23 protein-coding genes, 1 tRNA gene and 1 pseudogene are annotated in these 26,808 nt (G+C 73.1%); 22 read left to right on the top strand and 3 right to left on the bottom strand.

Features of this window, described 5'->3' with window-relative positions:
• Positions 1–17: 17 nt before the first annotated feature.
• The gene (gene coaA / locus A6R01_RS13960; RefSeq protein ID WP_292606924.1) at positions 18–1,004 is read right to left on the bottom strand and encodes a type I pantothenate kinase; all 987 of its coding nucleotides are present in this window, start codon (positions 1,002–1,004) and stop codon (positions 18–20) included.
• Positions 1,005–1,073: 69 nt separating this feature from the next.
• Between coaA and glmS the strand changes: the two genes are divergently transcribed.
• The 11 genes and pseudogenes from glmS (at position 1,074) to A6R01_RS13905 (ending at position 14,293) form a co-directional block, all read left to right on the top strand.
• Positions 1,074–2,918, top strand: coding sequence for a glutamine--fructose-6-phosphate transaminase (isomerizing) (gene glmS / locus A6R01_RS13955; protein WP_292606922.1), 1,845 nt, complete (start codon positions 1,074–1,076; stop codon positions 2,916–2,918).
• A gap of 18 nt (positions 2,919–2,936) precedes the next feature.
• Positions 2,937–3,185 (top strand): annotated as a pseudogene (locus A6R01_RS13950) (holo-ACP synthase); the annotation flags it as partial.
• A gap of 1,055 nt (positions 3,186–4,240) precedes the next feature.
• Positions 4,241–4,522, top strand: a complete 282-nt coding sequence (locus A6R01_RS13945; protein ID WP_292606919.1) for a hypothetical protein — start codon at positions 4,241–4,243, stop codon at positions 4,520–4,522.
• Positions 4,477–5,673 carry a bifunctional ADP-dependent NAD(P)H-hydrate dehydratase/NAD(P)H-hydrate epimerase gene (locus tag A6R01_RS13940; RefSeq protein ID WP_292606917.1) on the top strand — a complete coding sequence of 399 codons (1,197 nt, stop codon included), beginning with the start codon at positions 4,477–4,479 and terminating at the stop codon, positions 5,671–5,673. Before A6R01_RS13945 ends, A6R01_RS13940 begins: the two co-directional genes overlap by 46 nt.
• The gene (gene alr, locus A6R01_RS13935; RefSeq protein ID WP_292606914.1) at positions 5,562–6,698 is read left to right on the top strand and encodes an alanine racemase; all 1,137 of its coding nucleotides are present in this window, start codon (positions 5,562–5,564) and stop codon (positions 6,696–6,698) included. Before A6R01_RS13940 ends, alr begins: the two co-directional genes overlap by 112 nt.
• The gene (locus A6R01_RS13930; RefSeq protein WP_292606912.1) at positions 6,695–7,759 is read left to right on the top strand and encodes an alpha/beta hydrolase; all 1,065 of its coding nucleotides are present in this window, start codon (positions 6,695–6,697) and stop codon (positions 7,757–7,759) included. The genes alr and A6R01_RS13930 overlap by 4 nt, the downstream gene beginning before the upstream one ends.
• Positions 7,756–8,712: a tRNA (adenosine(37)-N6)-threonylcarbamoyltransferase complex ATPase subunit type 1 TsaE gene (gene tsaE, locus A6R01_RS13925; protein ID WP_292606908.1), complete on the top strand. Its 957-nt coding sequence runs from the start codon at positions 7,756–7,758 to the stop codon at positions 8,710–8,712. The genes A6R01_RS13930 and tsaE overlap by 4 nt, the downstream gene beginning before the upstream one ends.
• A 99-nt stretch (positions 8,713–8,811) precedes the next feature.
• Positions 8,812–8,979, top strand: a complete 168-nt coding sequence (locus A6R01_RS13920; RefSeq protein ID WP_292606906.1) for a hypothetical protein — start codon at positions 8,812–8,814, stop codon at positions 8,977–8,979.
• A 64-nt stretch (positions 8,980–9,043) separates the two neighbouring features.
• On the top strand, positions 9,044–12,685 hold the full coding sequence (gene mfd, locus A6R01_RS13915) for a transcription-repair coupling factor (RefSeq protein ID WP_292606903.1): 3,642 nt from the start codon (positions 9,044–9,046) through the stop codon (positions 12,683–12,685).
• 128 nt (positions 12,686–12,813) lie between these two features.
• Positions 12,814–13,617, top strand: a complete 804-nt coding sequence (locus tag A6R01_RS13910; RefSeq protein WP_292606901.1) for a hypothetical protein — start codon at positions 12,814–12,816, stop codon at positions 13,615–13,617.
• 4 nt (positions 13,618–13,621) lie between these two features.
• Positions 13,622–14,293 (top strand): MazG family protein, encoded by a 672-nt coding sequence (locus A6R01_RS13905; RefSeq protein ID WP_292606899.1) that lies wholly within the window; start codon positions 13,622–13,624, stop codon positions 14,291–14,293.
• Here the strand turns inward: A6R01_RS13905 and A6R01_RS13900 are convergent.
• Positions 14,262–16,928: an esterase-like activity of phytase family protein gene (locus tag A6R01_RS13900; RefSeq protein ID WP_292606897.1), complete on the bottom strand. Its 2,667-nt coding sequence runs from the start codon at positions 16,926–16,928 to the stop codon at positions 14,262–14,264. The two genes, A6R01_RS13905 and A6R01_RS13900, sit on opposite strands and share 32 nt — an antisense overlap.
• A gap of 316 nt (positions 16,929–17,244) precedes the next feature.
• Between A6R01_RS13900 and eno the strand changes: the two genes are divergently transcribed.
• From eno to A6R01_RS13850, 10 genes are all read left to right on the top strand, one after another.
• Positions 17,245–18,522 carry a phosphopyruvate hydratase gene (eno, locus tag A6R01_RS13895; protein WP_292606895.1) on the top strand — a complete coding sequence of 426 codons (1,278 nt, stop codon included), beginning with the start codon at positions 17,245–17,247 and terminating at the stop codon, positions 18,520–18,522.
• 14 nt (positions 18,523–18,536) lie between these two features.
• Positions 18,537–19,109: a septum formation initiator family protein gene (locus A6R01_RS13890; RefSeq protein ID WP_292606893.1), complete on the top strand. Its 573-nt coding sequence runs from the start codon at positions 18,537–18,539 to the stop codon at positions 19,107–19,109.
• On the top strand, positions 19,106–19,624 hold the full coding sequence (locus tag A6R01_RS13885; RefSeq protein WP_292606890.1) for a DUF501 domain-containing protein: 519 nt from the start codon (positions 19,106–19,108) through the stop codon (positions 19,622–19,624). Before A6R01_RS13890 ends, A6R01_RS13885 begins: the two co-directional genes overlap by 4 nt.
• A complete protein-coding gene (locus A6R01_RS13880) occupies positions 19,600–20,424 on the top strand; it encodes an exopolyphosphatase (protein ID WP_292606888.1) in 825 nt (274 codons plus the stop codon). Before A6R01_RS13885 ends, A6R01_RS13880 begins: the two co-directional genes overlap by 25 nt.
• A 91-nt stretch (positions 20,425–20,515) precedes the next feature.
• Complete coding sequence (locus A6R01_RS13875) at positions 20,516–20,767, top strand: hypothetical protein (protein ID WP_292606885.1); 252 nt, start codon at positions 20,516–20,518, stop codon at positions 20,765–20,767.
• 95 nt (positions 20,768–20,862) lie between these two features.
• On the top strand, positions 20,863–21,474 hold the full coding sequence (locus A6R01_RS13870; protein ID WP_292606880.1) for a uracil-DNA glycosylase: 612 nt from the start codon (positions 20,863–20,865) through the stop codon (positions 21,472–21,474).
• Positions 21,471–21,992, top strand: a complete 522-nt coding sequence (locus A6R01_RS13865) for an ACT domain-containing protein (protein ID WP_292606879.1) — start codon at positions 21,471–21,473, stop codon at positions 21,990–21,992. Before A6R01_RS13870 ends, A6R01_RS13865 begins: the two co-directional genes overlap by 4 nt.
• Positions 21,989–22,564 (top strand): peptide deformylase, encoded by a 576-nt coding sequence (def, locus tag A6R01_RS13860; RefSeq protein WP_292606876.1) that lies wholly within the window; start codon positions 21,989–21,991, stop codon positions 22,562–22,564. The genes A6R01_RS13865 and def overlap by 4 nt, the downstream gene beginning before the upstream one ends.
• A gap of 116 nt (positions 22,565–22,680) precedes the next feature.
• Positions 22,681–22,754: transfer RNA gene (locus A6R01_RS13855), tRNA-Leu, on the top strand.
• 206 nt (positions 22,755–22,960) lie between these two features.
• Positions 22,961–23,824 (top strand): Bax inhibitor-1/YccA family protein, encoded by an 864-nt coding sequence (locus A6R01_RS13850; protein WP_292606874.1) that lies wholly within the window; start codon positions 22,961–22,963, stop codon positions 23,822–23,824.
• A gap of 236 nt (positions 23,825–24,060) precedes the next feature.
• Here the strand turns inward: A6R01_RS13850 and A6R01_RS13845 are convergent, their stop codons facing one another.
• A complete protein-coding gene (locus A6R01_RS13845) occupies positions 24,061–25,131 on the bottom strand; it encodes an SGNH/GDSL hydrolase family protein (RefSeq protein ID WP_292606870.1) in 1,071 nt (356 codons plus the stop codon).
• A 138-nt stretch (positions 25,132–25,269) separates the two neighbouring features.
• Between A6R01_RS13845 and A6R01_RS13840 the strand changes: the two genes are divergently transcribed.
• Positions 25,270–26,664: a cystathionine beta-synthase gene (locus A6R01_RS13840; protein WP_292606868.1), complete on the top strand. Its 1,395-nt coding sequence runs from the start codon at positions 25,270–25,272 to the stop codon at positions 26,662–26,664.
• Positions 26,665–26,808: the final 144 nt, after the last annotated feature.

The raw sequence follows: 26,808 nt of genomic DNA, 5'->3' as shown, positions 1-26,808 counted from the left end.
CGGGTGCTGCGGGTGGCTCAGAGCTTGCGGAGCCGGACGTAGCGCACCGAGTGGTCGCGGTCCTTGCGCAGCACGAGCGTCGCCCGCGAGCGGGTCGGGAGCACGTTGTCGGTGAGGTTGGGGCCGTTGATGGTGTCCCAGATGCGGGCCGCCTCGGCGAGCGCGGCCTCGTGGTCGAGGTCGACGTACTTGCCGAAGTAGGACCCCGGGTCGCGGAACGCCGTCTCCCGCAGCCGCATGAACCGCTCGACGTACCACTGGCGGATGTGGGAGGTGCCGGCGTCGACGTAGACGGAGAAGTCGAAGAAGTCGCTGACCGCCAGGCCGGTGCGGCCGTCCTCGCGCACCCGCGCGGGCTGGAGCACGTTGAGGCCCTCGATGATCACGACGTCGGGGCGGTTGATGACGATCTTCTCGTCGGGGACGACGTCGTAGACGAGGTGGGAGTACGTCGGCGCCTCGATCTCGTCCTTGCCGGACTTGATGTCCACGACGAACCGCAGCAGCGCGCGGCGGTCGTAGGACTCCGGGAAGCCCTTGCGCTGCAGGATGCCCCGGCGCTCGAGCTCGGCGTTGGGGTAGAGGAACCCGTCGGTGGTCACCAGCGCGACGTTGGGGTGCTCGGGCCAGTGGGCCAGCATCTGCTGGAGCACGCGCGCGGTCGTGGACTTGCCGACCGCCACCGAGCCGGCCAGGCCGATCACGAACGGTGTGCGCGGCGGCACCGGTCGCTGCAGGAACTCCTCCTGCTTGCGGTGCAGCCGGCCCGCGGAGCCGACGTACATCGAGAGCAGGCGGGACAGGGGGAGGTAGACCTCGCGGACCTCCTCGATGTCGAGGGAGTCGCCGAGCCCGCGGAGCCGGCGTACCTCCTCGGCCGTGAGCGGGCTCTCGGTCTCGGCGGCCAGCGCGGCCCAGGCCGCACGGTCGAGCTCGATGAAGGGTGACGGCTCCCGCCCGCTGTCGTCGTGACCCTGCTGGGGGCCCCGGCCGGGGGAGGACATGGCGGTCAGTCTGGCAGGGCGCGCCGGGAGTGCGGGGACCGACCCACAGGTTGCGTAGACTCCCGGGCCATGTGCGGGATCGTCGGGTATGTCGGGCATCGGTCCGCGCAGGACGTCGTGGTGGAGGGGCTGCGGCGGCTGGAGTACCGCGGCTACGACTCCGCCGGAATCGCCCTCGTCGACGCGGGGCGCATCGAGTGGCGCAAGCGCGCGGGCAAGCTGGCGAACCTGGAGAAGGAGATCTCCGAGGAGCCGCTGCCGGGCACCACGATCGGCATCGGGCACACCCGCTGGGCGACCCACGGCGCCCCCAACGACCGCAACGCCCACCCGCACCTGGGCCACGAGCGCCGCGTGGCGGTGGTCCACAACGGCATCATCGAGAACTTCGACGACCTCCGGGCCCGGCTCGAGGACGACGACCACCAGCTGGTCTCCGAGACCGACACCGAGGTCGCCGCGCACCTGCTGGAGCTGCAGGTCGCCTCGGGGGAGGACCTCACGACCGCGATGCAGCGGGTCTGTCAGATGCTCGAGGGCGCGTTCACGCTGGTCGCCGTCGACGCCGAGGACCCCGACCGGGTCGTGGCCGCACGCCGCAACTCCCCGCTGGTGGTCGGCGTGGGCGAGGGGGAGAACTTCCTCGGCTCCGACGTGGCGGCGTTCATCGAGCACACCCGCGAGGCGCTGGAGCTGGGCCAGGACCAGGTCGTCACGATCACCCGTGACGGGGTGTCGGTGACCGACTTCGAGGGTGGCGAGGTGGAGGCGAAGGCCTACCACGTGGACTGGGACCTGTCGGCGGCCGAGAAGGACGGCCACGACTGGTTCATGCGCAAGGAGATCTTCGAGCAGCCGCACGCGGTGGCCGACTCGCTGCTGGGGCGTCGCACGCGCACCGGTGAGCTGCAGCTGGACGAGATGCGGCTCTCGGACCAGGAGCTGCGCGACATCGACAAGATCATCATCATCGCGGCCGGCACCTCGTTCTACGCCGGCATGGTCGCCAAGTACGCCATCGAGCACTGGTGCCGCATCCCGGTCGAGGTCGAGCTGTCCTCGGAGTTCCGCTATCGCGACCCGATCCTCGACTACTCCACGCTGGTCGTCGCGATCAGCCAGTCCGGGGAGACCGCCGACACCCTGCAGGCGATCCGGCACGCGCGGCTGCAGCGCAGCAAGGTGCTGGCGATCTGCAACACCAACGGCTCGACCATCCCGCGCGAGTCCGACGCGGTGATCTACACCCACGCCGGCCCCGAGATCGGCGTGGCCTCCACCAAGGGGTTCGTGACGCAGCTGGTGGCCTGCTACCTGCTCGCGCTCTACCTCGCGCAGGTCAAGGGCACCCGCTTCGGTGACGAGATCGCCGACGTGGTGCACCAGCTGGAGGCGATCCCCGGTCACATGGAGACCGTGCTGGGTCGCGCCGAGGAGGTCTACGAGCTCGCGCGCGGCCACGTCGGTGAGCGCACGGTGCTGTTCCTGGGCCGCCACGCCGGCTACCCGATCGCCCTCGAGGGGGCGCTGAAGCTCAAAGAGCTGGCCTACATCCACGCCGAGGGCTTCGCCGGTGGCGAGCTCAAGCACGGCCCGATCGCGCTGATCGACCAGGGGCTGCCGGTGCTGTGCGTCGTGCCGCCCAAGGGCCGCGACCAGCTGCACGGGAAGATGCTCTCGGCCATCCAGGAGGTCCGCGCCCGCGGGGCCCGGACGATCTGCCTCGCGGAGGAGGGGGACCGCTCGGTCGCCTCGGTCGCGGACACCGTGATCGAGCTGCCGAAGGTCCCGGTGCTGCTGCAGCCCCTGCTCGCCGTCGTACCCCTCCAGCTGTTCGCCTGCGAGCTGGCCACCGCCATGGGTCACGACGTCGACCAGCCGCGGAACCTCGCGAAGTCCGTCACCGTCGAGTAGCGGGCCGGCGGGGACGGCATGGCCGTGATCGGCGTCGGCATCGACGTCTGCGACATCGAGCGCTTCGGGGTCTCCCTGGAGCGCACACCCGGGCTGCGCGAGCGGCTGTTCACCCCCGACGAGGCGACGCGCCCGCTGGCGTCGCTGGCCGCCCGCTTCGCCGCCAAGGAGGCGCTCGCCAAGGCCCTCGGCGCCCCGGTGGGGATGTCGTGGCACGACGCCGAGATCGTCTCGGAGTCCACCGGGCGCCCGCGCTTCGAGGTGCGCGCCCGCTGAGGGGCACGACCCCAGCCCGGGGCACCCCCAGCCGGATCAGGTCCGCGGCGACCCGGTCTGGCTCGTCGCGCAGCTCCCGGGAGGTGCAGCGCAGGTGGATGCGGTCCTGGCCGGCCAGGCTCCGCTCCCGAGCCATGTCCTCCTCCCAGTGCTCCACCTCCATGTGGAAGCCCCCGTCGATCTCCAGGACGACGACGTGGCCGCTCGCCGTGGTCCACTCGCAGTCGGTGTATCTCGTGCGCCCGTCCGCGCCGCGTCGTCGCACCTGCCGAGCAGGGCGCGCGAGCCGGTGCCGCTTGCACAGGCGCCGGATGTCGAGCTCGGCCATCGACGTGGCCCCGCCCTCGATCTCGTCGAGGCAGTCGCGGAACATCTGCGCCCACCGGAGCGGCCGCATCAGACGGACCCACTCGCGCAGCGCAGCAGCCGAGGTCAAGCGCTGCTGGACCGCCGCGCTGACGACACCCTGGGCGGTGCGTGGTGAGTGCTGGTAGGCGGCGAAGTGCAGGATCGCGGGCTCCAGCTTCATGGTCGGCAGGGAGAGGCGTGACGTCATCAGCGGGAGTGGTCGCCGGGTCCGCTTGAAGTCGATGCCCTCGATCTCGCCTTCCAGCTCCACGTCCTGGGGCACCAGCACCGTGATCTCGTCGCGGTGCCAGCGCTCGAGCCCGTGGACCTCGGCAGCCGAGAGATCGCCGAGCAACGCACGCGGCCCCGCGTGGAGAACGCCCAGCCAGCGGAGCTGGTCGCGGGAGAGCGGGCCGGTGGTGGTCGACACGACCATGGGGGAGGCGGCTACCCATCGACCGGCCTCGATCTGGTTGCGCACGCGGTTCCGGCCCACGCCGAGCTCGGCGAGCTGGCGACGGCACAGCATGCCGTGCTGTGCGGCCGCGAGCGTCCGCCACGGTTCGTCGGGAGTGCGCATGCCTGGACCCTGCCTGCAAACGGCTGGGCATGCTGACCGCTCTCCACAGGACCGAGTCGTGCCCCTGAGCGGGCGCCAGGGCGCCCGCTCAGGGGCACGACCCATCTAGGGTCGACGCATGAGGCGGGCGCACACGGTCGAGCAGGTGCGGGCGGCGGAGGCCGAGCTGATGGCGCGGCTCCCCGAGGGGACGCTGATGCAGCGGGCGGCCCACGGGCTGGCCGGGGCGGTCGCGGACTGGCTGGGGTCCACGTACGGCCGCCGGGTGGTGTTGCTGGTGGGCTCGGGGGACAACGGCGGCGGGCGGCCGGTGGCCGGATCGGCGAGCCCCGGCGACTGCGCGAGCGGCCGGACGTGGTGGTCGACGGGGTCGTGGGCATCGGCGGTCGACCCGGGCTGAAGGACGCGGCCAGCAGTTCGCTGGCCCTGCTCGAGGGCGTGCCGGTCGTCGCGGTGGACACGCCCAGCGGCGTGGACGTGGACTCCGGTGAGACCCCGGAGCCGCACGTTCGGGCCGACCTGACCGTCACCTTCGGCACCCACAAGCCCTGCCACCTGGTGGACCCCGCCGCCCAGGCGTGCGGCGCGGTGCAGCTGGTCGACATCGGGCTCGACGGCGCCGAGGGTCTCCCTGACGCGCCCGTCGAGAGCCTGCAGCCGGCCGACGTCGCGCGGCTGCTGCAGGTGCCCGGGCCGGACGACCACAAGTACACCCGTGGGGTCGTCGGGGTCCGGGCCGGCAGCGCGACGTACCCGGGCGCCGGGCTGCTCTCCGTCGCCGGTGCCTCCTGCGGCCTGGCGGGGATGGTGCGCTACGTCGGCGACTCGGCCGTGGCCGACCGCGTGCGCGAGCAGCACCCCGAGGTCGTCGGCGCCGGGCGGGTGCAGGCCTGGGTGGTCGGCTCCGGCGGTGGCGACGCTGCGGGGGACGAGCTGGCGGCCGCGCTGGCCGACGGCGTCCCGACCGTGGTCGATGCCGACGCGCTGAAGCACCTGGAGGCCGTGCTCGACGGTGAGACCCGCGACGACCTCGTGCTCACCCCGCACGCGGGCGAGCTCGCCGCTCTGCTCGGCGTGGAGCGCAGCGAGGTCGAGGCACGGCAGCTGCACCACGCCCAGGTGGCGGCGGAGAGGTTCGGGTGCGTGGTCGCGCTGAAGGGCCGGCACACGCTGGTCACCCGCCCCGATGGCCGGACCCGGGTCACCACCACCGGCACCCCCTGGCTCGGCACCGCCGGCGCCGGTGACGTGCTCGGCGGGGTGATGGGGGCGGTGCTGGCCACCGGGCTCGACCCCTGGGACGCCGCGAGCGTCGGGTCCTGGCTGCACGGTGCCGCCGCCACGCTCGTCGCTAGCGCTCCGCAGCTCGCTCGACCACCGGAGGGCGCCTCGACCACCGGCGGCCTCGCCCACCGGGGTGGGATGGGAAGATGGGCGCGATGTCCTCGGACCCGGTGGTGCGCGCGGAGATCGTCGTCGACCTGGCGGCGGTCCGCGCCAACGTGCGCGCCCTCGCCGCCCACACCGGCACCCCGCTCATGGTGGTGGTGAAGGCCGACGCCTACGGCCACGGGATGCTGCCGGTCGCGCGGGCCGCCCGTGCGGCGGGCGCGCAGTGGCTCGGCGCCGCCGCGCTCGAGGAGGCGCTGGCGCTGCGCGAGGCCGGTGACACCGGCCGCATCCTGACCTGGCTCTTCGTCCCGGGCGAGGAGCGTCTGACCGACGCGGTCGCGGCCGGCATCGACGTCACCGCCCACAGCATCGAGCACCTCGACGCCGTCGCCGAGGCCGTACGACGCTCAGGCACGCCCGCGCGGCTCCAGCTCAAGATCGACACCGGCCTGTCTCGGAACGGCTGCCCGCCCGAGGACTGGGCGGGGTTGGTCGAGCGGGCCCGCGCGGGGGAGCGGGCCGGCACCTGGCGGGTGACCGGCGTCTGGTCGCACTTCGCGTGCAGCGACGAGCCCGACCACCCGGCCAACGCCGCCCAGCTGCAGGCCTTCGAGGACGCACTGGCCGTCGCGGGCGAGCACGGGCTGGAGCCCGAGGTGCGCCACCTGGCCAACTCCGCGGCGGCGATCCTGAGCCCCGCGAGCCGGTTCGACCTCGTGCGGGTCGGGCTGGCGGCGTACGGCCTGGACCCGGCGCCGGGCCACACCCCCGACCTCGGGCTGCGGCCGGCGATGACCGCCCGCGCCGCGCTGGCGCTGGTCAAGCAGGTGCCGACGGGGGCGGGCGTGTCCTACGGCCACACCTGGGTCGCCGACCGGCCGACCACGCTGGGGCTGGTGCCCGTGGGCTACGGCGACGGGGTCCCGCGGCACGCGGGCAACCGGGCGGTGCTCGACGTCGGGGGCAAGCACTGCCCGCTGCGCGGCCGGGTCTGCATGGACCAGGTCGTCGTCGAGCTGCCGGACGGTCAGGGCGCGGTCGGTGACCAGGTCGTACTCTTCGGTGCCGCCCCGCACCCGACCGCCCAGGAGTGGGCCGAGGCCTGCGGGACCATCAGCTACGAGATCGTGACCCGCATCGGTGGGCGCTTCGGCCGCCGATGGGTGGGCCAGGAGGACCAGTGAGCAGGACCAGGAGCACGGTGTGGCGCTGGGCCGGTGCCGCCGCGGGTGCGCTCGCGATCGGGGCCGGCGTCGAGGTCGCGCGCCGTCGCCGCGGCATCGCCGCCCGCCGCGGTGCCGGAGACGCCACCCCGTTGGGCTCGCTGCGCTCGGCGCCGCACATGGTCGTCACCCCCGACGGGGTGCCCCTGCACTGCGAGGTCGACGAGCCCTCGGACCCCGATGCCGAGACCGCGGTGACCGTCGTCTTCGTGCACGGCTACGCCCTCACCCTGGACTGCTGGCACTTCCAGCGCGCCGGCTACCGCGGCCTGGTCCGCACGGTCTTCTACGACCAGCGCTCCCACGGCCGCTCCGGCCGCTCCGACCACCACCACGCCACCATCGACCAGCTCGGCCTCGACCTCGAGCAGGTCATCGAGGAGCTCGCCCCCGACACCCCCGTCGTGGTCGTCGGGCACTCGATGGGCGGGATGAGCATCGTCGCGCTGGCCGAGCAGCGGCCGGAGCTCTTCGGCGACCGGATCGTCGGCGTCGGGCTGCTCTCGACCACCGCCGGCGGCCTCGACATCGGGCGCATGCTGCTGCCGATCGGCCCGGCCAAGCTCGGCGGCGACCTCACCGCCCGCGCGATCCGCGGGATGCGTCGTGGGCACCGCGGGGTCGACGTCCTGCGCCGGCTCGGCGCGACGGTCGCCGAGGTGTTCACCGACGTCTTCGCCTTCGGGGACGAGGTGCCCGCCTCCTACGTCCGGTTCGTCGACTCGATGCTCAGCCGCACACCGTTCGAGGTGCTGGCAGAGTTCTTCCCCAGCCTGCACGGCCTCGACAAGTTCCACGCCGTCGAGGCGCTGGGTCGGGTGCCCACCACGATCGTGTGCGGCACGGCCGACCGGCTGACGTCGATCGGGCACAGCCGCAAGCTGCACAGCCGCATCGAGGGCTCCGTGCTCGTGGAGGCCGAGGGAGCCGGCCACATGGTGATCATGGAGCGGCACGAGCAAGTCAACGCCGCGCTCGACCAGCTGCTGGCCGCGTCGACCGAGCGGGTGGGACGCCGGTGACCGACACCCGACCCGAGTCGAAGGTCGCCGTACGCCGCGTGGGGCCGGAGGCCGCCGCCGACGTGCTGCACGTAGTGCAGGCCGCGTTCGGTGCCCGGCCGGCCATGGACCCCAAGCCGGACGCGCTGCTGGAGACCGAGGAGACCATCGCCGAGAAGCTCGCGGCCGGCGGGGGGCTGCTCGCCGAGCTGGACGGTGAGCCGGTGGGGACGCTGATCCTCGACCCCATCGGCTCCACCACCTACCTGCGCCGCTTCGGGGTGGTCCCGGGCCACCAGGGCCACGGGATCGCCGGCGCGCTCATCGACGCGGCCGTCGACGCGGTGCTCGAGTCCGGCACCGGCACCGACGACCTCACCGTGGTGGCCCGCGAGGAGCTGCCCAAGACGATCCGCTTCTGGGACCGCCAGGGCTTCCGCGAGATCCTGCGCGACTCCCCGCTGGTGGAGATGCGCCGGCCGCTGCGCACCGCGGTCTTCCAGGCGCCGACCGCCGACGCGATGCGCGGGATCGGCCGCTCCCTGGCCGGCCAGCTCACCAAGGGCGACCTGATCGTGCTGACCGGCGACCTCGGCGCCGGCAAGACGACCTTCACCCAGGGCCTCGGCGCTGGTCTCGGCGTCCGCGGCCACGTCACCTCGCCGACGTTCGTGATCGCGCGCGTGCACCCCTCGCGGGTGGGCGGGCCCGAGCTCGTCCACGTCGACGCCTACCGCCTGGACGGCCTGGAGGAGCTCGACGACCTCGACCTCGACACCTCCCTGGAGGACGCGGTCACCGTCGTGGAGTGGGGCGAGGACCTCGCCGAGGGGCTCTCGGAGTCGCGGCTGGAGATCCGCATCGTGCGCGACGTCGACGGTGCCGACCCCGGTGCCGCGTTCGACCCGCGGCGCGTCGAGATCACGCCGGTCGGGCCGCGCTGGCACGCGCTGTCCTTCCGCGGCCTGGGCTGACGCACGGTCTGGAGGTGGGCCGCCGGGCGCTGGTCCTCGCCGCCGTGGCGGGCCCGCCCTCCCATCGACGCCGCACTGGCGGTCTGCGAGGACGTGCAGGTGCGTGCCGTGCACCGCACCCACGTGCGGGAGTGGGAGGCGTACGTCGACCACCTGCGGGCCCGCCGCGACCGGCTCGACGCGATCGTGGCCGACGGCCGGGCCTCGGCCGAGTCCGACCCCGCCCTCGCCCGCCTGCGTGAGGCCGCATTCGGGGACCGACCGTAGGATCGGGCCCGCACCCCCCGTCGTCCCACGACAGGGGGCTCTCGTGCTGTGCCCCAGGAGTGAGATGACCAGCCACCACCCCGCCGATCCGCCCACCGACCTGCTGGGCCCCGTCCTCGACGACCCGACCCTCGCCGCCGCCCTCGAGGACGCCCGGGAGGGCCGGGTGCGAGCCCTGGACCTCACCGGCCCCGAGGCGCTGCGGCCCTTCGTCACCGCCGGCCTGGTGCGCGCCGGGCGCACGGTGCTCGCGGTGACCGCCACGGCCCGCGAAGCCGAGGACCTCGTCGCCCACCTCGGCGACCTGATGGACCCCGACCGGGTGGCCTACTACCCCAGCTGGGAGACGCTGCCCCACGAGCGGCTCAGCCCCCGCAGCGACACCGTCGGTCGCCGGCTCGCGGTGCTGCGGCGGCTGCTGCACCCGGGGGTCTCGACGAGCTCGACCAGCGGGAGCGTCAACGGTCCGATCGACGTCGTCGTCGCGCCGGTCCGCTCCGTGCTCCAGCCGCAGGTCAAGGGCCTGGGCGACCTGGAGCCGGTCGAGCTGAGCGCCGGCGACACCGCGCCGCTCGACGACCTCACGCGTCGCCTCTCCGACGCCGCCTACACCCGCGTCGACCTGGTCGAGAAGCGCGGTGAGTTCGCCGTGCGCGGCGGCATCGTCGACGTCTTCCCGCCCACCGAGGAGCACCCGCTGCGCGTGGAGCTGTGGGGCGACGACGTGGAGGAGATCCGCGCCTTCTCGGTCGCCGACCAGCGCACCCTCGAGCCGGTCGAGCGCCTGTGGGCCCCGCCGTGCCGCGAGCTGCTCCTCACCGAGGACGTACGCCGCCGTGCCGCCGAGCTCGGGGCCAGCCATCCCCAGCTGCTGGAGCTGACCGACAAGATCAGCCAGGGCATCGCGGTCGAGGGCATGGAGTCCCTCGCCCCGGTCCTCGTCGACGAGATGGAGCTGCTCGTCGACCTGATGCCGGCCGACACCCACGTGCTCGTGCTCGATCCCGAGCGGGTGCGCGCGAGGGCGCACGACCTGGTGGCCACCAGCGAGGAGTTCCTCGGTGCCTCCTGGGCGGCTGCCGCGAGCGGCGGGTCCGCCCCCATCGACCTCGGCGCGGCGTCGTACCGGACCCTCGCGGACGTGCGCGAGCACAGCCTCGACAAGGGTCGGCCGTGGTGGACCGTCAGCCCGTTCGGGCTCGACCCCGGCGCCGCTGGTGACAGCGAGCAGGTCGTGCGCGACGAGACCGGCCAGGTCGTCCACGTCGACGTGGACGTCACCGTGGGCGCCGTCGCGACGCGCGCGCTGGCCGCGGGGCCGGTCGACGCCTACCGCGGCGACGTCGCGCGGGCGATGAAGGACCTCGACTCGTGGCGCTCCGACGGCTACCGCGTGGTGGTCGTCCACCCCGGACACGGCCCGGCACAGCGGATGGTCGAGGCGTTGTCGGAGGCCGAGGTCCCCGCCCGGCTCGTCGAGCCGGACGGCGGGGAGGGCCTGTGGCAGGTCGGCGTCGTCACCGTCACCTGCGGTGCGCTGACCCAGGGCTTCGTCGACGAGACCAACAAGTTGGTGCTGCTGACCGGTGAGGACATCAGCGGCCAGAAGTCCTCCACGCGCGACATGCGCAAGATGCCGGCCCGCCGCAAGCGCCAGATCGACCCGCTGGAGCTCAAGCCCGGCGACTACGTCGTCCACGAGCAGCACGGCGTGGGGCGATTCATCGAGATGAAGCAGCGGGTCGTCGGTGGCGCCACCCGGGAGTACCTCGTCCTGGAGTACGGCGCGTCCAAGCGCGGCGCCCCGCCGGACCGCCTCTACGTGCCGGCCGACGCGCTGGACCAGGTCACCCGCTACGTCGGCGGCGAGCAGCCGAGCCTGGACCGGCTCGGCGGCGGCGACTGGGCCAAGCGCAAGAGCCGCGCCCGCAAGGCGGTGCGCGAGATCGCGGCGGAGCTGATCAAGCTCTACGCGGCCCGTCAGGCCACCAAGGGCCACGCCTTCGGGCCCGACACCCCGTGGCAGCGCGAGCTGGAGGACGCCTTCCCGTTCCAGGAGACGCCCGACCAGCTCTCCACGGTCGACGAGGTGAAGTCCGACATGCGCCAGGTGGTCCCGATGGACCGCCTGGTCTGCGGCGACGTCGGCTACGGCAAGACCGAGATCGCGGTGCGGGCGGCGTTCAAGGCCGTCCAGGACGGCAAGCAGGTCGCGGTGCTGGTGCCGACGACGCTGCTGGTCACCCAGCACCTCTCGACCTTCGCCGAGCGGATGACCGGCTTCCCCGTGGTGCTCAAGGGGCTCAGCCGCTTCCAGACCGACAAGGAGGCGGCCGAGGTCATGCGGGGCATGGCCGAGGGCAGCGTCGACATCGTCGTCGGCACCCACCGGCTGCTCAACCCCGACATCCGCTTCAAGGACCTCGGGCTGATCATCGTCGACGAGGAGCAGCGCTTCGGCGTCGAGCACAAGGAGCAGCTCAAGCGGATGCGCACCGCCGTCGACGTGCTGTCGATGTCGGCCACGCCGATCCCGCGCACCCTGGAGATGGCGATCACCGGCATCCGGGAGATGTCGACGATCACCACGCCGCCCGAGGAGCGGCACCCGGTGCTCACCTACGTCGGCGCCTACGAGGACCGACAGGTCGTCGCCGCCGTACGCCGCGAGCTGCTGCGCGAGGGCCAGGTCTTCTACATCCACAACCGGGTGCAGTCGATCGAGAAGGCGGCCGCACGCATCCGCGAGCTGGTGCCCGAGGCCCGGGTCGCCACCGCGCACGGGCAGATGAACGAGAAGCAGCTCGAGCAGGTCATGGTCGACTTCTGGGAGAAGCGCTTCGACGTGCTCGTGTGCACGACGCTGGTGGAGTCCGGTCTCGACGTGTCCAACGCCAACACGATGATCATCGAGCGCGCCGACACCCTCGGCCTCTCCCAGCTGCACCAGCTGCGAGGTCGTGTGGGGCGCTCGCGCGAGCGCGCGTACGCCTACTTCCTCTACCCGGGCGAGAAGCCCCTCACCGAGACCGCCCACGAGCGGCTCGCCACCCTGGCCCAGCACTCCGACCTCGGCGGCGGCATGGCGATCGCGATGAAGGACCTCGAGATCCGCGGTGCCGGCAACCTGCTGGGCGGGGAGCAGTCCGGGCACATCGCCGACGTCGGCTTCGACCTCTACGTCCGCCTGGTCGGCGAGGCGGTCGCGGAATTCAAGGGCGACGGTGCCGAGGAGCTCTCCGAGGTCCGCATCGAGCTGCCGGTCGACGCGCACCTGCCGCACGACTACATCGGCTCCGAGCGGCTGCGCCTGGAGATCTACAAGCGGCTGGCCGAGGTGCGCTCCGACGAGGACGTCGACGCCATCGAGGAGGAGCTGAAGGACCGGTACGGCGACCTGCCGATCGTCGTGGTGTCGCTGCTGCTCGTGGCGCGGTTCCGAGCGCGGGCGCGGGCCGCCGGCATCGGCGAGGTCACGATCGCGGGCAAGAACGTCCGCTTCGCGCCGGTCTCGCTGCCCGACTCCCGGGTCGTGCGCCTGCAGCGGATGTACCCCAAGTCGCTGGTCAAGCCGCAGACCGACACCATCCTGGTCCCGCGTCCGCAGACGGCCGTGATCGGCGGCAAGCCGCTGGACGGCATCGCGCTGCTGGAGTGGGCCAAGGGCGTCATCGACCAGGTGATCGACCCGCCCGCCGCCTCCTGACGGTCCTTCGCGCCGAGCCGGCGCGTCCTTCCGGAAGGTTGCGCCGGTTCGGCGGGCGGTGCGAGAGGTCGGGGAAGCGGCTGGTTCAATGGGCGATGCAGGTCACACACGCCCCGCTAGGAGTCCCCGTGCGTCTCTCCCGTCCTCTCCTCGGTCTCGCCACGGTCGCGGTGCTCGCCACCGGCGCCCTGAGCGGGTGCGGGATCGCCGACGCCGAGGTGCGTCCCGGCACGGCCGCGGTGGTCGAGGGGGAGGAGATCTCGCTCTCCGACGTCGACGACGCGACCGAGGCCACCTGCGAGGTGCTCCAGGGCTCGCAGGAGCTCCTGGCCGGCGGCTTCACCGGCGCCGAGCTGCGCGGCATCGTCGTGCAGCAGCTGGTCGTCACCGAGGTCGCCGAGGCGATCGGCGCCGAGAACGGCCTGCCCGTCGACGAGCTGCGCCGCGAGGCCGAGAAGCAGGCGCGCATCAGCTTCGGGCTGCCCGGCGACGAGCAGAACGACGCCGTCACGGTCTTCGCCGCCAGCAGCTTCCTGACCTCGGTCGTCTCCGAGATCGTCGACCCCACGCTGAGCGAGGAGGAGCTGGTGCAGCCGGGGCCGGCGTACCAGGCCTACCTGGAGCAGTGGCAGGCCGAGCACGACCTCGACGTGAACCCGCGCTTCGACCAGGTCGACTTCGCGACCTCGGCGTCGGTCTCCACCACCTCCGACCTCTCGGTGGCCGTCTCCGAGGCCTCCTCGCTGCGCGCCGAGGTCGACGAGCTGCGCGCCCGCGCGCAGCAGGGCGACGTCGGGGCCCAGGCCGAGATCACCGCGTTGGTGGCCGACCTGCCCAGCAGCCAGGGCTGCGCCCCCGAGGTCGTCGAGACCGAGCCCGAGCCAACCATGCCGATCCCGCTCGAGAACCCGGGCAACCCCAACCAGGGCTGAGCCCGTGACCGCGCAGGAGCCGCTCCTGGAGCTGCGCGGGGTGATGGCGCGGCTGCGGGCCGAGTGCCCGTGGAAGCGCGAGCAGACGCACCGCTCGTTGCTGCGCTACCTCCTCGAGGAGGCCTACGAGACCGTCGAGGCGGTCGAGTCGGGCGACCCCGAGCCGGAACCCAACCACCTGCGCGAGGAGCTCGGCGACCTGCTGCTGCAGGTCTACTTCCACGCCGCCGTCGCCGCCGAGCGCGACGCCTTCGACATCGACGACGTCGCCCGGGGCATCACCGAGAAGATGGTGCGCCGCAACCCGCACGTGTTCGGGGCCGAGACCGGTGCCGAGGCCGGCGCCGCGACCGGGGTGGCCGACGAGGAGCCCCGGGACGCGGCCGCGGTCAACGAGGCGTGGGAGGCGATCAAGGCCCGGGAGAAGTCCGAGCGGACCGATCCCGCCGACGGAATCCCTTCGACGCTGCCCGCCCTGTTGTACGCCGACAAGCTGGTCGACCGGCTGGCGCGAGCCGGCCGGCCGGTGCACGTCGAGCCGGACGCCGACGCGTTGGGCGAGCGCCTGCTGGCGCTCGTGGTGGAGGCGAGGGCGGACGGCGTCGACCCGGAGCAGGAGCTCCGCGACGCCGTCCGCCGCCGGCTCACCTCTTCTTCTGGTCCTTCGCCTTCTTGACCTTGACCGTCACGGTCTTCGAGGTCGACCCGGCCGCGAGGCCGTTGCCGGTGTAGGTCGCGGCCAGGGTGTGCCTGCCGGTGCCCTTGATGCGCACCCGCAGCGGCGTGGTGCGGCCGTCCACGCGCGTCGAGGCGACCTTCTGACCGTCCACCTTCTGACCGTCCACCTCGACGACCACCCGACCGCCCTGCGGCGCGGGCTTCACGACGACGACCACGCGGAACGCCTGACCCGCCCGTCGGCTCCTGCCCTCGACCTTGAGCTTCGTGCTCGTGGCGACGTCCTCGGCGAACACCGAGGAGAGCCGCCCGAGGTCGAAGAGCTGGGTCTCGCCGGAGGCGTCGTCGACCCCGTCGTTGTCGGTGACGGTGTACACGCTCCCCCTGGTGGCGACCGCGAGGCCCTCGAGCTTCTCCTGGGTCCAGCCGTTGCGCCCGGTCATCGCCGGGAGCAGGTCGACGGCGAGCGTCTTGGTCACCGGGGTGACCTCGTCGGTGCTGCCGGCGGGCAGGTCGACGGTGTAGATCCGCTTCACCGCGGCGGCCGGGCCCATCAGCTTGTCGCGCTCGATGACGGCCACGGTGTCCTGGTCGATGACGGTGATCTCCGACAGGCCGATCCAGTCGCCCTCGGTGCTGGTGGTCTCCATCGGGTAGGCGAACCAGGTCCACGCGGCAGCGGCCACGTCGTAGCGACCGATCCGGGCGCTGTCCTCGCCGGTCAGCGGGCGCTGCAGGGCGACGTACACCGTCTCCGAGGCGCCGGAGCCGCGCACGGCCACCCCCTCGAGGCCCCACTTGCCGAGGCCGGCGGCGACCTCGGGGGGCAGGGTGACGGTCTCGACGACGACACCGTCGGCGTCGGTGCGGACCAGCGCGTTCTCCGGGCCGGTCGCGCCCTCGGAGGCCAGCCAGAATCCGCCCTGCGTGCGCTCGGCGATGCCCTCGATGTCGAGGTCGACGGGCTCGCCGCCGTCGGTCACCTCGATGACGTCGTCCAGCACGGCCGGGACCGCGGAGACGTCGAGGTGGTAGATCCGGGCGGGGGAGTACGCCGAGTCGCTGGCGCTCCACAGGCCCTTCGGGTCGTGCTGGTCACCGGACAACGCGCCGAGCGCGCCCCAGCCGATCGGCCGGTCCTCGCCGGGTGCGGGGACCGAGACGATGTCGGGCCAGACGACCCCGTCGGTGCCGAGCTCGAAGAGCGCGACGCTGGCACGCACGCCCACGTCGGACTCGTCGACCTCGCTGGAGACGACCAGCAGGTCGCGCGAGGGGATGGGCAGCAGCCCCTCGGGGCCGTTGGTGGTGGGCAGCACCTGGGTGAGCGCGGGCTCGGTCGGGTCGGTCATGTCGTAGACCGCGACCAGGTTGCTGCGCTCGGATCCGACGAAGGCGTAGGGGACGCCGTCGTACGCGGCGTAGGTCAGGCCCTCGGGCTCGGCGCCCTTGTTGTCGGCGCGGCCGTCGTTGAAGCTGCCGACGGAGAGCACCAGGTCCTCGACGGAGGTGCCGGCGTCCCAGACGACCTCGCCGGTCGCGGCCTCGAAGACCGTCCAGCCGCGGCTGCCGCCCTTCCAGTCGCCCTCGTTGGCGGTGGCGACCAGACCGTCGCCGACCCAGTGCACGGCGTCGGGCTCGCGCGGGACGTCGATGGTGTCGGTGGCGTTGAAGACGCCGTCGTCGGTGGTGTCCACGCCCTCGAGCACGACGTTGCCGGCGCTGAAGGCGCTGGTGATCTCGCGGGTGGGCAGGTCGACGACGACCAGGCCGTTGTTCTCCTGCAGGCTCACAACGAGCTCGTCGTCGGCGTTGATGTCGACGTACTCCGGCTCGGGGTCCTCGGGGGTGTCCATGCCCGCCAGGTCCTCGACCGGCAGCAGCAGCGGGTCAGGGGTCCAGGTGGCGGGGGCGCCGTCGAGCTCGAGCACCTGCACGAAGCCGGCGGGGGCCTGCGGCAGGTCGCCCTCGTCCGCGTGGTCGCCGGCACCATCGGGCAGGGCGTCCTCGTCGCGCTCGTTCTCCATCGCGATCGCGGCGTACTCGCCCGAGGGGCTCACCGCGATCGAGTCCGGCTGGCCGCCGAGGTCGTGGGAGGCGACGAGCTCGCGGGTCCCGAGGTCGACGACGTCGACGCGGCCCGAGGGCTCGGTGTAGCTCGGGGAGGTGTTGACGACCACGAGCACGTGGTCGCCGACGACGGCGACCGAGGTCGGCTCGTCCTCGGCGTCACCGAGCTCGCTGAGGTCCAGCGTGCCCAGGCCCTCGGGGGCGGAGGGGTCGCTGATGTCGAGGAAGCCGATCCGCTTGCCCGCGGCGTCGGTGTAGACCACCGTCTCGCCGTCCTCGCTGACTGCGGAGATCTCCGCAACGGTCTCGTCGAGGGGGTCCACGCCCTCGGGGACGTTGAGGTGGACCGGGTACGTCGCCAGCCGGCCGAACCGCTCGACCGCGGTGTCCGCGGGCTCCGCGAGGGTGCCGGTCCTGCTGCTGGTCTGGCCGCTGGTCTGGGCGGTGCTGGTCACCGTGCCCAGCGCCAGGCCGGAGAGGGCCAGGGCGCCGACCGCGGTGAGCGCGAGCCCGCCTCGGAGCCGCGGTCCGCGAGGGACCCCGGTGGTGTGCTGCAAGGACATGCCGCTGCCTTTCGTGGTGGGTGGGGGAGGCGGGCCGGTCCCAGCCGGCTCCGAGGGGCCGAGGGGCTGCACCGCCCCCGGAACCCAACCCACGCGTGGCGACGGGGTCGTGTCGGTCCGGGGAGCAGCCGGTGAACAGACGGGTGGGTGACCGGGTGGGTGGCCGGTCAGGTGACGGGCGGACGAACCGACGGGTGGGTCGGCACGCCGGCGGCGGAGGCAATAGGCTCGTGGACCGTCGTCGGGCCGACGTACGCGCCCGCCCCCACCGGCCATCACGACCGGCATCCCACCCGGACATCCCAGGAGAAGCACCGTGGCATCCATCGAAGCAGTCGGCGCCCGCGAGATCCTCGACTCCCGCGGCAACCCCACCGTCGAGGTCGAGGTCGTCCTCGACGACGGCACCTTCGCCCGGGCCGCGGTGCCCTCGGGCGCCTCGACCGGCGCCTTCGAGGCCGTGGAGCTGCGTGACGGCGGCGACCGCTACGTCGGCAAGGGCGTCGGCAAGGCCGTCGACGCGGTGATCCAGAGGCTCGGCCCGGCCGTGGAGGGCCTCGACGCCGACGACCAGCGCCTGGTCGACCAGGCGATGCTCGACGCCGACGGCACCCCCAACAAGGCCGAGATCGGCGCCAACGCCATCCTCGGCGTCTCGCTGGCCGTGGCCCGCGCGGCCGCGGACTCCGCCGGCCTGCCGCTCTACCGCTACGTCGGCGGCCCCAACGCCCACGTGCTGCCGGTGCCGATGATGAACATCCTCAACGGCGGTGCGCACGCGGACACCAACGTCGACATCCAGGAGTTCATGATCGCCCCGATCGGTGCGCCTTCCTTCCGCGAGGCGCTGCGCTCGGGTGCGGAGGTCTACCACGCGCTGAAGTCGGTGCTGAAGTCCCGCGGCCTGGCCACCGGTGTCGGTGACGAGGGCGGTTTCGCCCCCGACCTGGAGTCCAACCGCGCCGCGCTCGACCTGATCGCGGAGGCGATCGACAAGGCCGGCTACGAGCTGGGCAAGGACGTCGTGCTCGCGCTCGACGTCGCGGCCACCGAGTTCTGCACCGATGGCTCCTACACCTTCGAGGGCCAGCAGAAGACCGCCGCGGAGATGACCGCCTACTACGCCGGCCTCGTGGACGCCTACCCGATCGTCTCGATCGAGGACCCGCTCGACGAGGACGACTGGGACGGCTGGCGCACCATCACCGAGCAGCTCGGCTCGCGCACCCAGCTGGTGGGCGACGACCTGTTCGTCACCAACGTCGAGCGCCTGCAGCGCGGCATCACCGGCGGCCAGGCCAACGCCCTGCTGGTGAAGGTCAACCAGATCGGCTCGCTCACCGAGACGCTCGACTCCGTCGACCTCGCGCACCGCAACGGCTACCGCTGCATGATGAGCCACCGCTCCGGCGAGACCGAGGACACCACCATCGCCGACCTGGCCGTCGCCACCAACTGCGGCCAGATCAAGACCGGTGCCCCGGCCCGTTCCGAGCGCGTCGCGAAGTACAACCAGCTGCTGCGCATCGAGGACGAGCTCGGCGATGCGGCGCGGTACGCCGGTGTGTCGGCGTTCCCGCGCTACACCTCCTGAGTCACGCTAGGAGCATGGCCTCGAACCGATCGTCCTCGCGCGCCTCGGGGCCGCGGGGCCGCACCGGCCCGGGCCGTCCTTCGCGCCCGGCCCCGGGGCGCCCCGCGCGTCCCGTGGCCAGCGCGCCGACCCCGCGGCGTCGCCCCCGGCTGACCAGCCGCGCCACGATCCTGGTGGCGGTCCTCGCGGTGCTGCTGGTCTCCTACGCCTCCTCGGCGCGGGCCTACCTCCAGCAGCGCAGCGAGCTCGATGCCCTGCGGGCCGAGATCGAGCAGCGCGAGAGCGCGATCGCCGACCTCGAGCGGGAGATGCGGCGCTGGCAGGACCCTGCGTACGTGCAGCAGGAGGCGCGCGAGCTCGGCTACGTCATGCCGGGCGAGACCTCCTACGTCGTGCTCGACGAGGACGGCGAGCCGCTGGAGGCCGGCTCCGAGCTCGCCGACCCCGACGAGGTGGGCGACCAGGAGGAGCCGGCCTTCTGGGAGGACGCCTGGGCGTCGGTCGTGCTGGCCGGGCGTCCGCCCGCCGACGACGGCACCCCGCCCCTGACCGAGATCGACCCCGGCACCGACGGAGCACCTGAATGACCGAGCCCTTCACCCCGGCCGATGCCGCCGCCGTCGAGGCGCAGCTGGGCCGGGAGTCCCGGGGCGTCCACGGCGTCGGGCACCGCTGCCCCTGCGGCAACCCCGACGTGGTGGCCACCCAGCCGCGGCTGCCCAACGGCACGCCGTTCCCCACGACCTACTACCTCACCTGCCCGCGCGCCGCCTCGCGGATCGGCACGCTCGAGGGGTCGGGGGTCATGAAGCGGATGCAGGAGCGGTTGGCCGAGGACCCCGAGCTCGCCGCCGCCTACGCCGCCGCCCACGAGCGGTACCTCGCGGCCCGCGCGGAGATCGCGGCCGAGCACGGCCTCGACGTCCCCGAGATCGAGGGCATCTCCGCGGGCGGCATGCCCGACCGCGTGAAGTGCCTGCACGTCCTGGCCGGCCAGTCGCTGGCGATGGGCCGCGGCGTCAACCCGCTCGGTGACGAGGTGCTCGACGAGCTCGGCGAGTGGTGGAGATCCGGCCCGTGCGTGGACAGCCCGTGCGTGTAGCGGCGATCGACTGCGGCACCAACACCATCAAGCTGCTCGTCCTCGACGAGGACGGTGCCGACCTCGAGCGCGAGATGCGCATCGTGCGGCTCGGCCAGGACGTCGACCGGACCGGCCGGCTGGCCGAGGAGGCGCTGGAGCGCACCTTCGCCGCGGTCGAGGAGTACGCCGCCCTCGTCGCGCGCCACGGGGTCGACCGGATCCGCTTCTGCGCGACCTCGGCGACCCGCGACGCGGCGAACGCCGAGGAGTTCGCCGCCGGGGTCCGGGCCCGGCTCGGGGTCGCCCCCGAGGTGGTCAGCGGCGACGAGGAGGCCGCGCTCGCCTGGGCCGGCGCGACCCGGGGGCTGCCCGGGCTGGCCGGCCCGGTGGTGGTGCTCGACATCGGCGGTGGCTCCACCGAGCTGGTGCTCGGGTCCGGGGCGACCCCCGACGTCGCGCACTCCATGGACATCGGCTCGGTCCGGATGACCGAGCGGCACCTGCGGTCCGACCCGCCCTCGGCCGACGAGGTCGCCGCCTGCGTGGCCGACGTCGAGTCGGCCCTCGACGCGTGCCCGGTCGACCCGGGTGCAGCCGTGACGCTGGTCGGTGTCGCGGGCACGGTCAGCGACCGGCTGGTCGGCTCGACCGCCGCCGAGCGGGCCGAGATGGCGTGGCTGCACCCCGGCCGGGCCGACGTGATCGCCGCCGGCGCGCTCGTGCTCTCCCGGGTGCTGGCGCGCTCGCGGGTCTCCGAGCTGGTCGTGAGCGAGGCGGACATCCTCGACGGGATCGCCTGGTCGCTGCGGGAGGGCTGAGGTCGGGCCCTCGCGGCTCACCACATGGGGTGGACTGTGCCGAGCGACCCCGGGGAAGGGTAGGGGCTCCGAACCCACGAGGAGGAGCACGATGAGCAAGCTGTCCCTGATCACCGGTCTCGGTGTGGGCTACGTCCTGGGCGCTCGCGCCGGTCGCGAGCGCTACGAGCAGATCAAGGCCGGGGCCCAGCGCGTCGCCCGGGACCCGCGGGTCCAGTCGGCCACGGACAAGGCGGCCGAGCAGGCCCGGGCGCAGACCGAGGCCGCGGTGGCCACCGCGAAGGAGAAGGTCCAGGACGCCGCCCAGGGGGTGGGCGGCTTCACCCAGCAGGCGACGCCCTGAGCGCATCCGGTTCGACGGTCCAGGCCCTGGCGGTTCTCGACGAGGAGATCGTCGACTGCCGGGCCTGCCCGCGGCTGGTCGCCTGGCGCGAGCAGGTGGCCCGCGAGAAGCGGGCCGCCTTCCGCGACGAGGAGTACTGGGGCCGCCCGATCCCCGGCTGGGGCGAGCCGCAGCCGCGGATCCTCGTGGTCGGGCTGGCGCCGGCAGCCCACGGTGCCAACCGCACCGGCCGCATCTTCACCGGTGACCCCTCCGGCGACTGGTTGTTCGCCTCGCTGCACCGGGTGGGGCTGGCCGCCCTCCCGACCAGCACCCGCGCGGGGGACGGGCAGCGACTGCACGGCCTGCGGCTGGCCGCGGCGGTGCGCTGCGCCCCGCCGCAGAACAAGCCGACCCCCGACGAGCGGGACCGGTGCGCGACCTGGCTGGACCGGGAGTGGGCGCTGGTCGCGCCGTACGTCGAGGTGGTGGTGACCCTGGGGGCGTTCGGCTGGGCGGCGGCGCTCGGGATGCTCGCGCGCGGCGGGGTCGAGATCCCGCGTCCCCGACCGCGCTTCGGCCACGGCGCCGAGGTCACGTTGGGCGAGCGGACACTGCTCGGCTGCTACCACCCCAGCCAGCACAACACCGCGACGGGGCGGCTCACGGCGCCGATGCTGGACGAGGTGCTCGGCCGCGCGGCGACCCTTGCGACAATGCCCGCGTGAGCACCCTCCACGCCGTCACCGTCCTCGGCCACGACCGGCCCGGCATCATCGCCGAGACCACCGGTCGGCTGGCCGGCCTCGGGCTCAACCTCGAGGACTCCACCATGACGCTGCTGCGCGGGCACTTCGCGATGATGCTGCTCTGCGCCGGCGACACCCCTGCCGCGGAGATCGAGTCCGCGCTGGCGCCGCTGACCGACGACGGGACGCTCACGGTGACCGTCCGGGAGGTGCCCCAGGAGTCCGGTGCATCGGCCCGCGGCTCGTCCTGGGTGCTGACCGTGCACGGCGGCGACCGCCCCGGCATCGTCTCCTCGGTGGTCGGCCGGGTGGCCGACGCCGGGGGCAACATCACCGACCTCACCACCCGGCTGGCCGGTGATCTCTACCTCGTCGTCGCCGAGATCGACCTGCCCGCCGGGGCCGACGTCGACGCCGTCACCGCGGCGATCCGGGAGGCGGCGGCCGAGCTCGGGGTCGGCGCGACCCTGCGGCCCGCGGAGGCCGACGAGCTGTGAACCAGCCCGCTCCCGAGGGCCTCAACGCACAGGTCCTCGCCTGGTCCGAGGCCGACCTCGGCGTCGAGGGCCGGGTCCTCGACGTCGTGCGCGCCCCCGCGACGGTCCTGTCGACCGTGGGTGAGGCCGTCGACCCGACGTCGGCGGAGTCGGTGCAGCTCGCCGCCGACCTGGTCGCCACGATGCGGGTCAGCCCCGGCTGCGTGGGCCTCGCGGCGCCCCAGGTGGGCGTCGGGGCCCAGATGTTCTGCGTCGACGTCTCCGAGCACCCCAAGACCCGCGACCACCACGGCACCTTCGTGCTGTGCAACGCCGAGGTCGTCTCCTCCAGCCGCAACGAGAAGGCCCGCGAGGGCTGCATGAGCGTCCCCGACCTCACCGGCGACGTGAAGCGCGCCTCCCGGTTGGTCGTGCGCGGTCAGCTGCCCGGCTCGGGGGAGGAGGTCGAGCTGTCGGCCAACGCCTTCGAGGCCCGCTGCCTCCAGCACGAGATCGACCACTGCCAGGGTCTGCTCTTCGTCGACCGGGTCGCCGGGGCGCACGCGATCTACGCGCGCCAGACCTACCTGTAGAGGCTCTGTGGGGTGGACGGACGTCCGTCCACCCCACCGGTGGGTCCTGGTGGACGGACGTCCGTCCACCAGCGCATAGCCTTCGCTCGGACGGACGTCCGTCCAACCAGGAACGGGCCCCCGTGTCCCAACCGGCAGAGGAAGGCGCCTTAAAAGCGCTGTGTTGCGGGTTCGAATCCCGCCGGGGGCACCCACGGATCCGGCCGAACCGGCTCGACCGTCCGTGCACGTCGTTCGGAAGGTCGAGCCGGTTCGGCGCTCTCGCACGGGGGAGCCCGGGGCGGGAACGTCCGGGGACGCTGGAGCGTTGTACGAGTCGAGACCCCCTAAGGTGGGTACATCCCCTGTAGGCCGCCACACCGGCGGCCCCTGTCGGCCTCCAAGGAGAGACCAACCATGCAGAGCAACAACCCGGTGTTCCGCCGGTCCGAGGCGTTCAGCGGAAGCAACGCCCACGGCAACCAGTCCTACGGCAACTCCGGCTACGGTTCTGACCCCTCGCAGTGGGGCGTCGGGACCCCCGGTGACCCCCAGGGCACGGTCTATGCGCCCGCCCCGCAGGCGCCCAGCGCCCCCATGACCATCGACTCGGTGGTCCAGAAGACCGCGATCACGCTGGGCGTCGTCATCGTGACCGCCTTCGCGACCTGGTCGCTGCTCCCGGAGATCAACGAGACCTCCGCCGAGTCGGCCATCGGCACCGTCGGCGCGGTCGCGACCTTCGGCGCCCTCGGCGCCTTCGTGCTGTCGATGGTCAACGCGTTCAAGAAGGTCGTCAGCCCGGCCCTCGTGCTGGCCTTCGCCGCCCTCGAGGGCGTGGCCCTCGGCGCGATCTCCATGATCTTCAACGTCGCCTACCCCGGCGTCGTGCAGGGCGCCGTCATCGGCACCTTCGCCGCCTTCGCCGGCACCCTGGCCGCCTACAAGGTGCTCAACATCCAGGTCGGCGACAAGTTCCGCCGGTTCGTCATCGCCGCGGTGTTCGGCATGATCGGCCTGTCGCTGATGGAGCTCGTCCTGGGCCTGTTCGGCGCCCAGATCGGCCTGTTCGGCGTCTCCGGCCTCGGCATGATCACCGCGGTGGCCGGCCTGGTGCTCGGTGTGTTCATGCTGATCATGGACTTCGACTTCGTCGAGCAGGGCATCCGCTACGGCGCCCCCGAGCGCGAGTCGTGGACCGCGGCGTTCGCGATGACCGTCTCGCTGGTCTGGATCTACACCAACCTGCTGCGCATCCTGGCCTACTTCAGCCAGGACTGATCGAGGACGCGTCAGCGGACTCGATGATGGTGGTCGAGCGAGTCGCGACCCGCGTGTCGAGACCCGGTGAGCTGTCCAGCAGCCTCCGCCCCTGATCCACCACGAAGGCCCCCGGCGTCAGCCGGGGGCCTTCGTGCGCGCTGGATCGCGAGTCGTGCCCCTGAGCGGGCGCCATAGCGCCCGCTCAGGGGCACGACTGCCAGCTGGTGCCCATCGACCGCATCCCCGGAGGCGGCTCAGTCGTCGAGCGGTTCGGCCGGCTCCTCGGACGCCTCGGCGCTCTCCACGTCGTCGGTGGCCTGCTCGTCGCTCTCGTCCGGGGTCTCCTCGGCGGAGTCGGGGCGACGGCGGCGGTGCCGCAGCTCGACCCACAGCCCCCGCACGCCGCGGCGGGAGCCGCCGACCTCGGTACCGTCCAGCTCGGTGCCGGGCACCTGGACGGCGCGGATCGCGGCGTCGGAGATGGGCAGGACACCCTCGCCGCGCAGGGACTCCAGCGACTTCTCGTCCGGCTCGATGACGCCGACGGCGGCCAGGACCGAGGGGACCATCACGCCCGCGAGCGAGCGGTAGCCCTCGGCGGAGGGGTGGAACTGGTCGGGCCCGAACAGCAGCGCCGGCGCGGCCGCGAACTCCGGCCCGAGGATCGAGCCGAGCGAGACGGTCCGGCCGCCCTCCTCGATGACCGCGATGGTCTGGGCGGCCGCGAGCCGGCGCGACCACGCGCGGGCGACCTGCTTGAGCGGAGGGGCGATCGGCTTGATGGTGCCGAGGTCGGGACAGGTGCCGACCACGACCGCGACGCCCGCCTCCTTGAGCCGGCGCACACCCTCGGCGAGGTGACGCACCGAGGTCGACGGCGGCATCACGTGCGTGACGTCGTTGGCGCCGATGAGGATCACCGCCACGTCGGGGTGCATCGGCAGGGCCCGGGTGATCTGGTCCTCGAGGTCGGAGGAGCGGGCGCCGACCACGGCGAAGTCGCGCAGGTAGACCCGACGGTCGGCGTGCTCGGCCACGCCGCTGGCCAAGACCGCTCCGGGGGTCTGCTCGACCCGCTCCACGCCGTACCCGGCCGCGGAGGAGTCGCCGAGCAGCGCGATGCGCACCGCAGGGGCGGGACGGCCGCGTCCGTACCAGCCGGTGGAGTCCGGCGGCGGGTGCTCGATCATCGGGCCGATGGTCTTGCGGGCCAGCTTGGCCTCGGCCGTCAGCACGCCGTAGAGACCGGCGCCGAGCACGGAGAGCCCGCCTCCGCCGTACGCCGCCGCCGAGGCGAGCTTGCGTGCTGCTGCTGCCTTACCCACGGGCCCCACTCTAGGGACCGCGTCCACCCCCGGCGGACCACCCGTCGGGACCGCTGCCCCGGGGTGCGGGTCGTCACGTCGCCGGCGCGCTCCGCCCGCCCTTTCGCCCTGTCCAGCATGTGGGCATAGGTTGGGCGCGTGCAGTACGTCGACTCGCTCCTGGACCTGATCGGCCACACCCCGCTGCTGCGGCTCAGCCGCACGCTCGACGCCCCGCTGGGGCAGGGCGAGGAGGGGCCGATGGTGCTCGCGAAGGTGGAGTACCTCAACCCCGGCGGCTCGGTGAAGGACCGCATCGCCACCCGGATGATCGAGGCCGCCGAGGCCTCCGGCGAGCTGCAGCCCGGCGGCATCATCGTCGAGCCCACCTCCGGCAACACCGGTGTCGGCCTGGCGATGGTGGCGCAGGCCAAGGGCTACAAGTGCGTCTTCGTGTGCCCCGACAAGGTCAGCGAGGACAAGCGCAACGTGCTGCGCGCCTACGGCGCCGAGGTCGTGGTGTGCCCGACCGCCGTCGCGCCCGAGCACCCGGACTCCTACTACAACGTCTCGGACCGGCTGGCCTCCCAGCCCGGCGCCTGGAAGCCCGACCAGTACTCCAACCCGAACAACCCGCGCTCGCACTACGAGACCACCGGCCCGGAGATCTGGGAGCAGACCGAGGGGCGCATCACGCACTTCGTCACCGGCATGGGCACCGGCGGCACGATCTCCGGCGTCGGCCGCTACCTCAAGGAGCAGAACCCGGACATCCAGGTGGTCGGCGCCGCCCCCGCCGGCTCGGTCTACTCCGGCGGGACCGGTCGGCCCTACCTCGTCGAGGGCGTCGGCGAGGACTTCTGGCCCGACACCTACGACCGCGGCGTCGCCGACCGGGTCATCGAGGTCTCCGACGCCGACGCGTTCTCCTTCACCCGCCGCCTGGCGCGCGAGGAGGCGCTGCTGGTCGGCGGATCGGCCGGCATGGCGGCGTACGCCGCGAAGCAGCTGGCGCACGAGCTGGCGGCCGAGGGGCGCACCGACGCGGTGATCGTGGTGCTGCTGCCCGACTCCGGACGCGGCTACCTCACGAAGATCTTCAACGACGACTGGCTGGCGCAGTACGGCTTCCCGACCGGCACGACCACCGAGACCACCGTCGGCGAGGTGCTGCGCGGCAAGTCCGGCCGGCTGCCCGACCTCGTGCACACCCACCCCGGCGAGACGATCGCCGAGGCCGTGGCGATCCTGCAGGAGTACGGCGTCTCGCAGATGCCCGTGGTGCGCGCGGAGCCTCCGATCGTGGCCGCCGAGGTCGCGGGGTCGGTCTCCGAGCGGGCCCTGCTCGACGCGCTGTTCGCCGGCCACGCCTCGCTGACCGACCAGGTCGAGGACCACATGTCCGCCCCGCTGCCCACCATCGGTGCCGCGGAGGAGGCGACCAGCGCCGTCCGCCTCCTGGAGTCCGCCGACGCGCTGCTGGTCCACGAGGACGGCAAGCCCGTCGGCGTGGTCACGCGGCAGGACCTGCTGGCGTTCCTCGCCCGCGCCTGAGGCTCCCCGGCGCGGGTTACTCCGCACGAGATCTCACCCTCAGCGCGACGCGGATTCATATGGTCTAAGCAACGCTTCCTGAAGGAGTGTTGATGACCAAGCCGTTCCCGCGTGCTGCGCGTGAGGCATTGATCGACTTGATCT

It is taken from the genome of Nocardioides sp. REDSEA-S30_B4, from assembly GCF_001627265.1.
GTDB lineage: Bacteria > Actinomycetota > Actinomycetes > Propionibacteriales > Nocardioidaceae > Nocardioides.
This window is presented reverse-complemented; position numbering and strand designations above follow the sequence as displayed.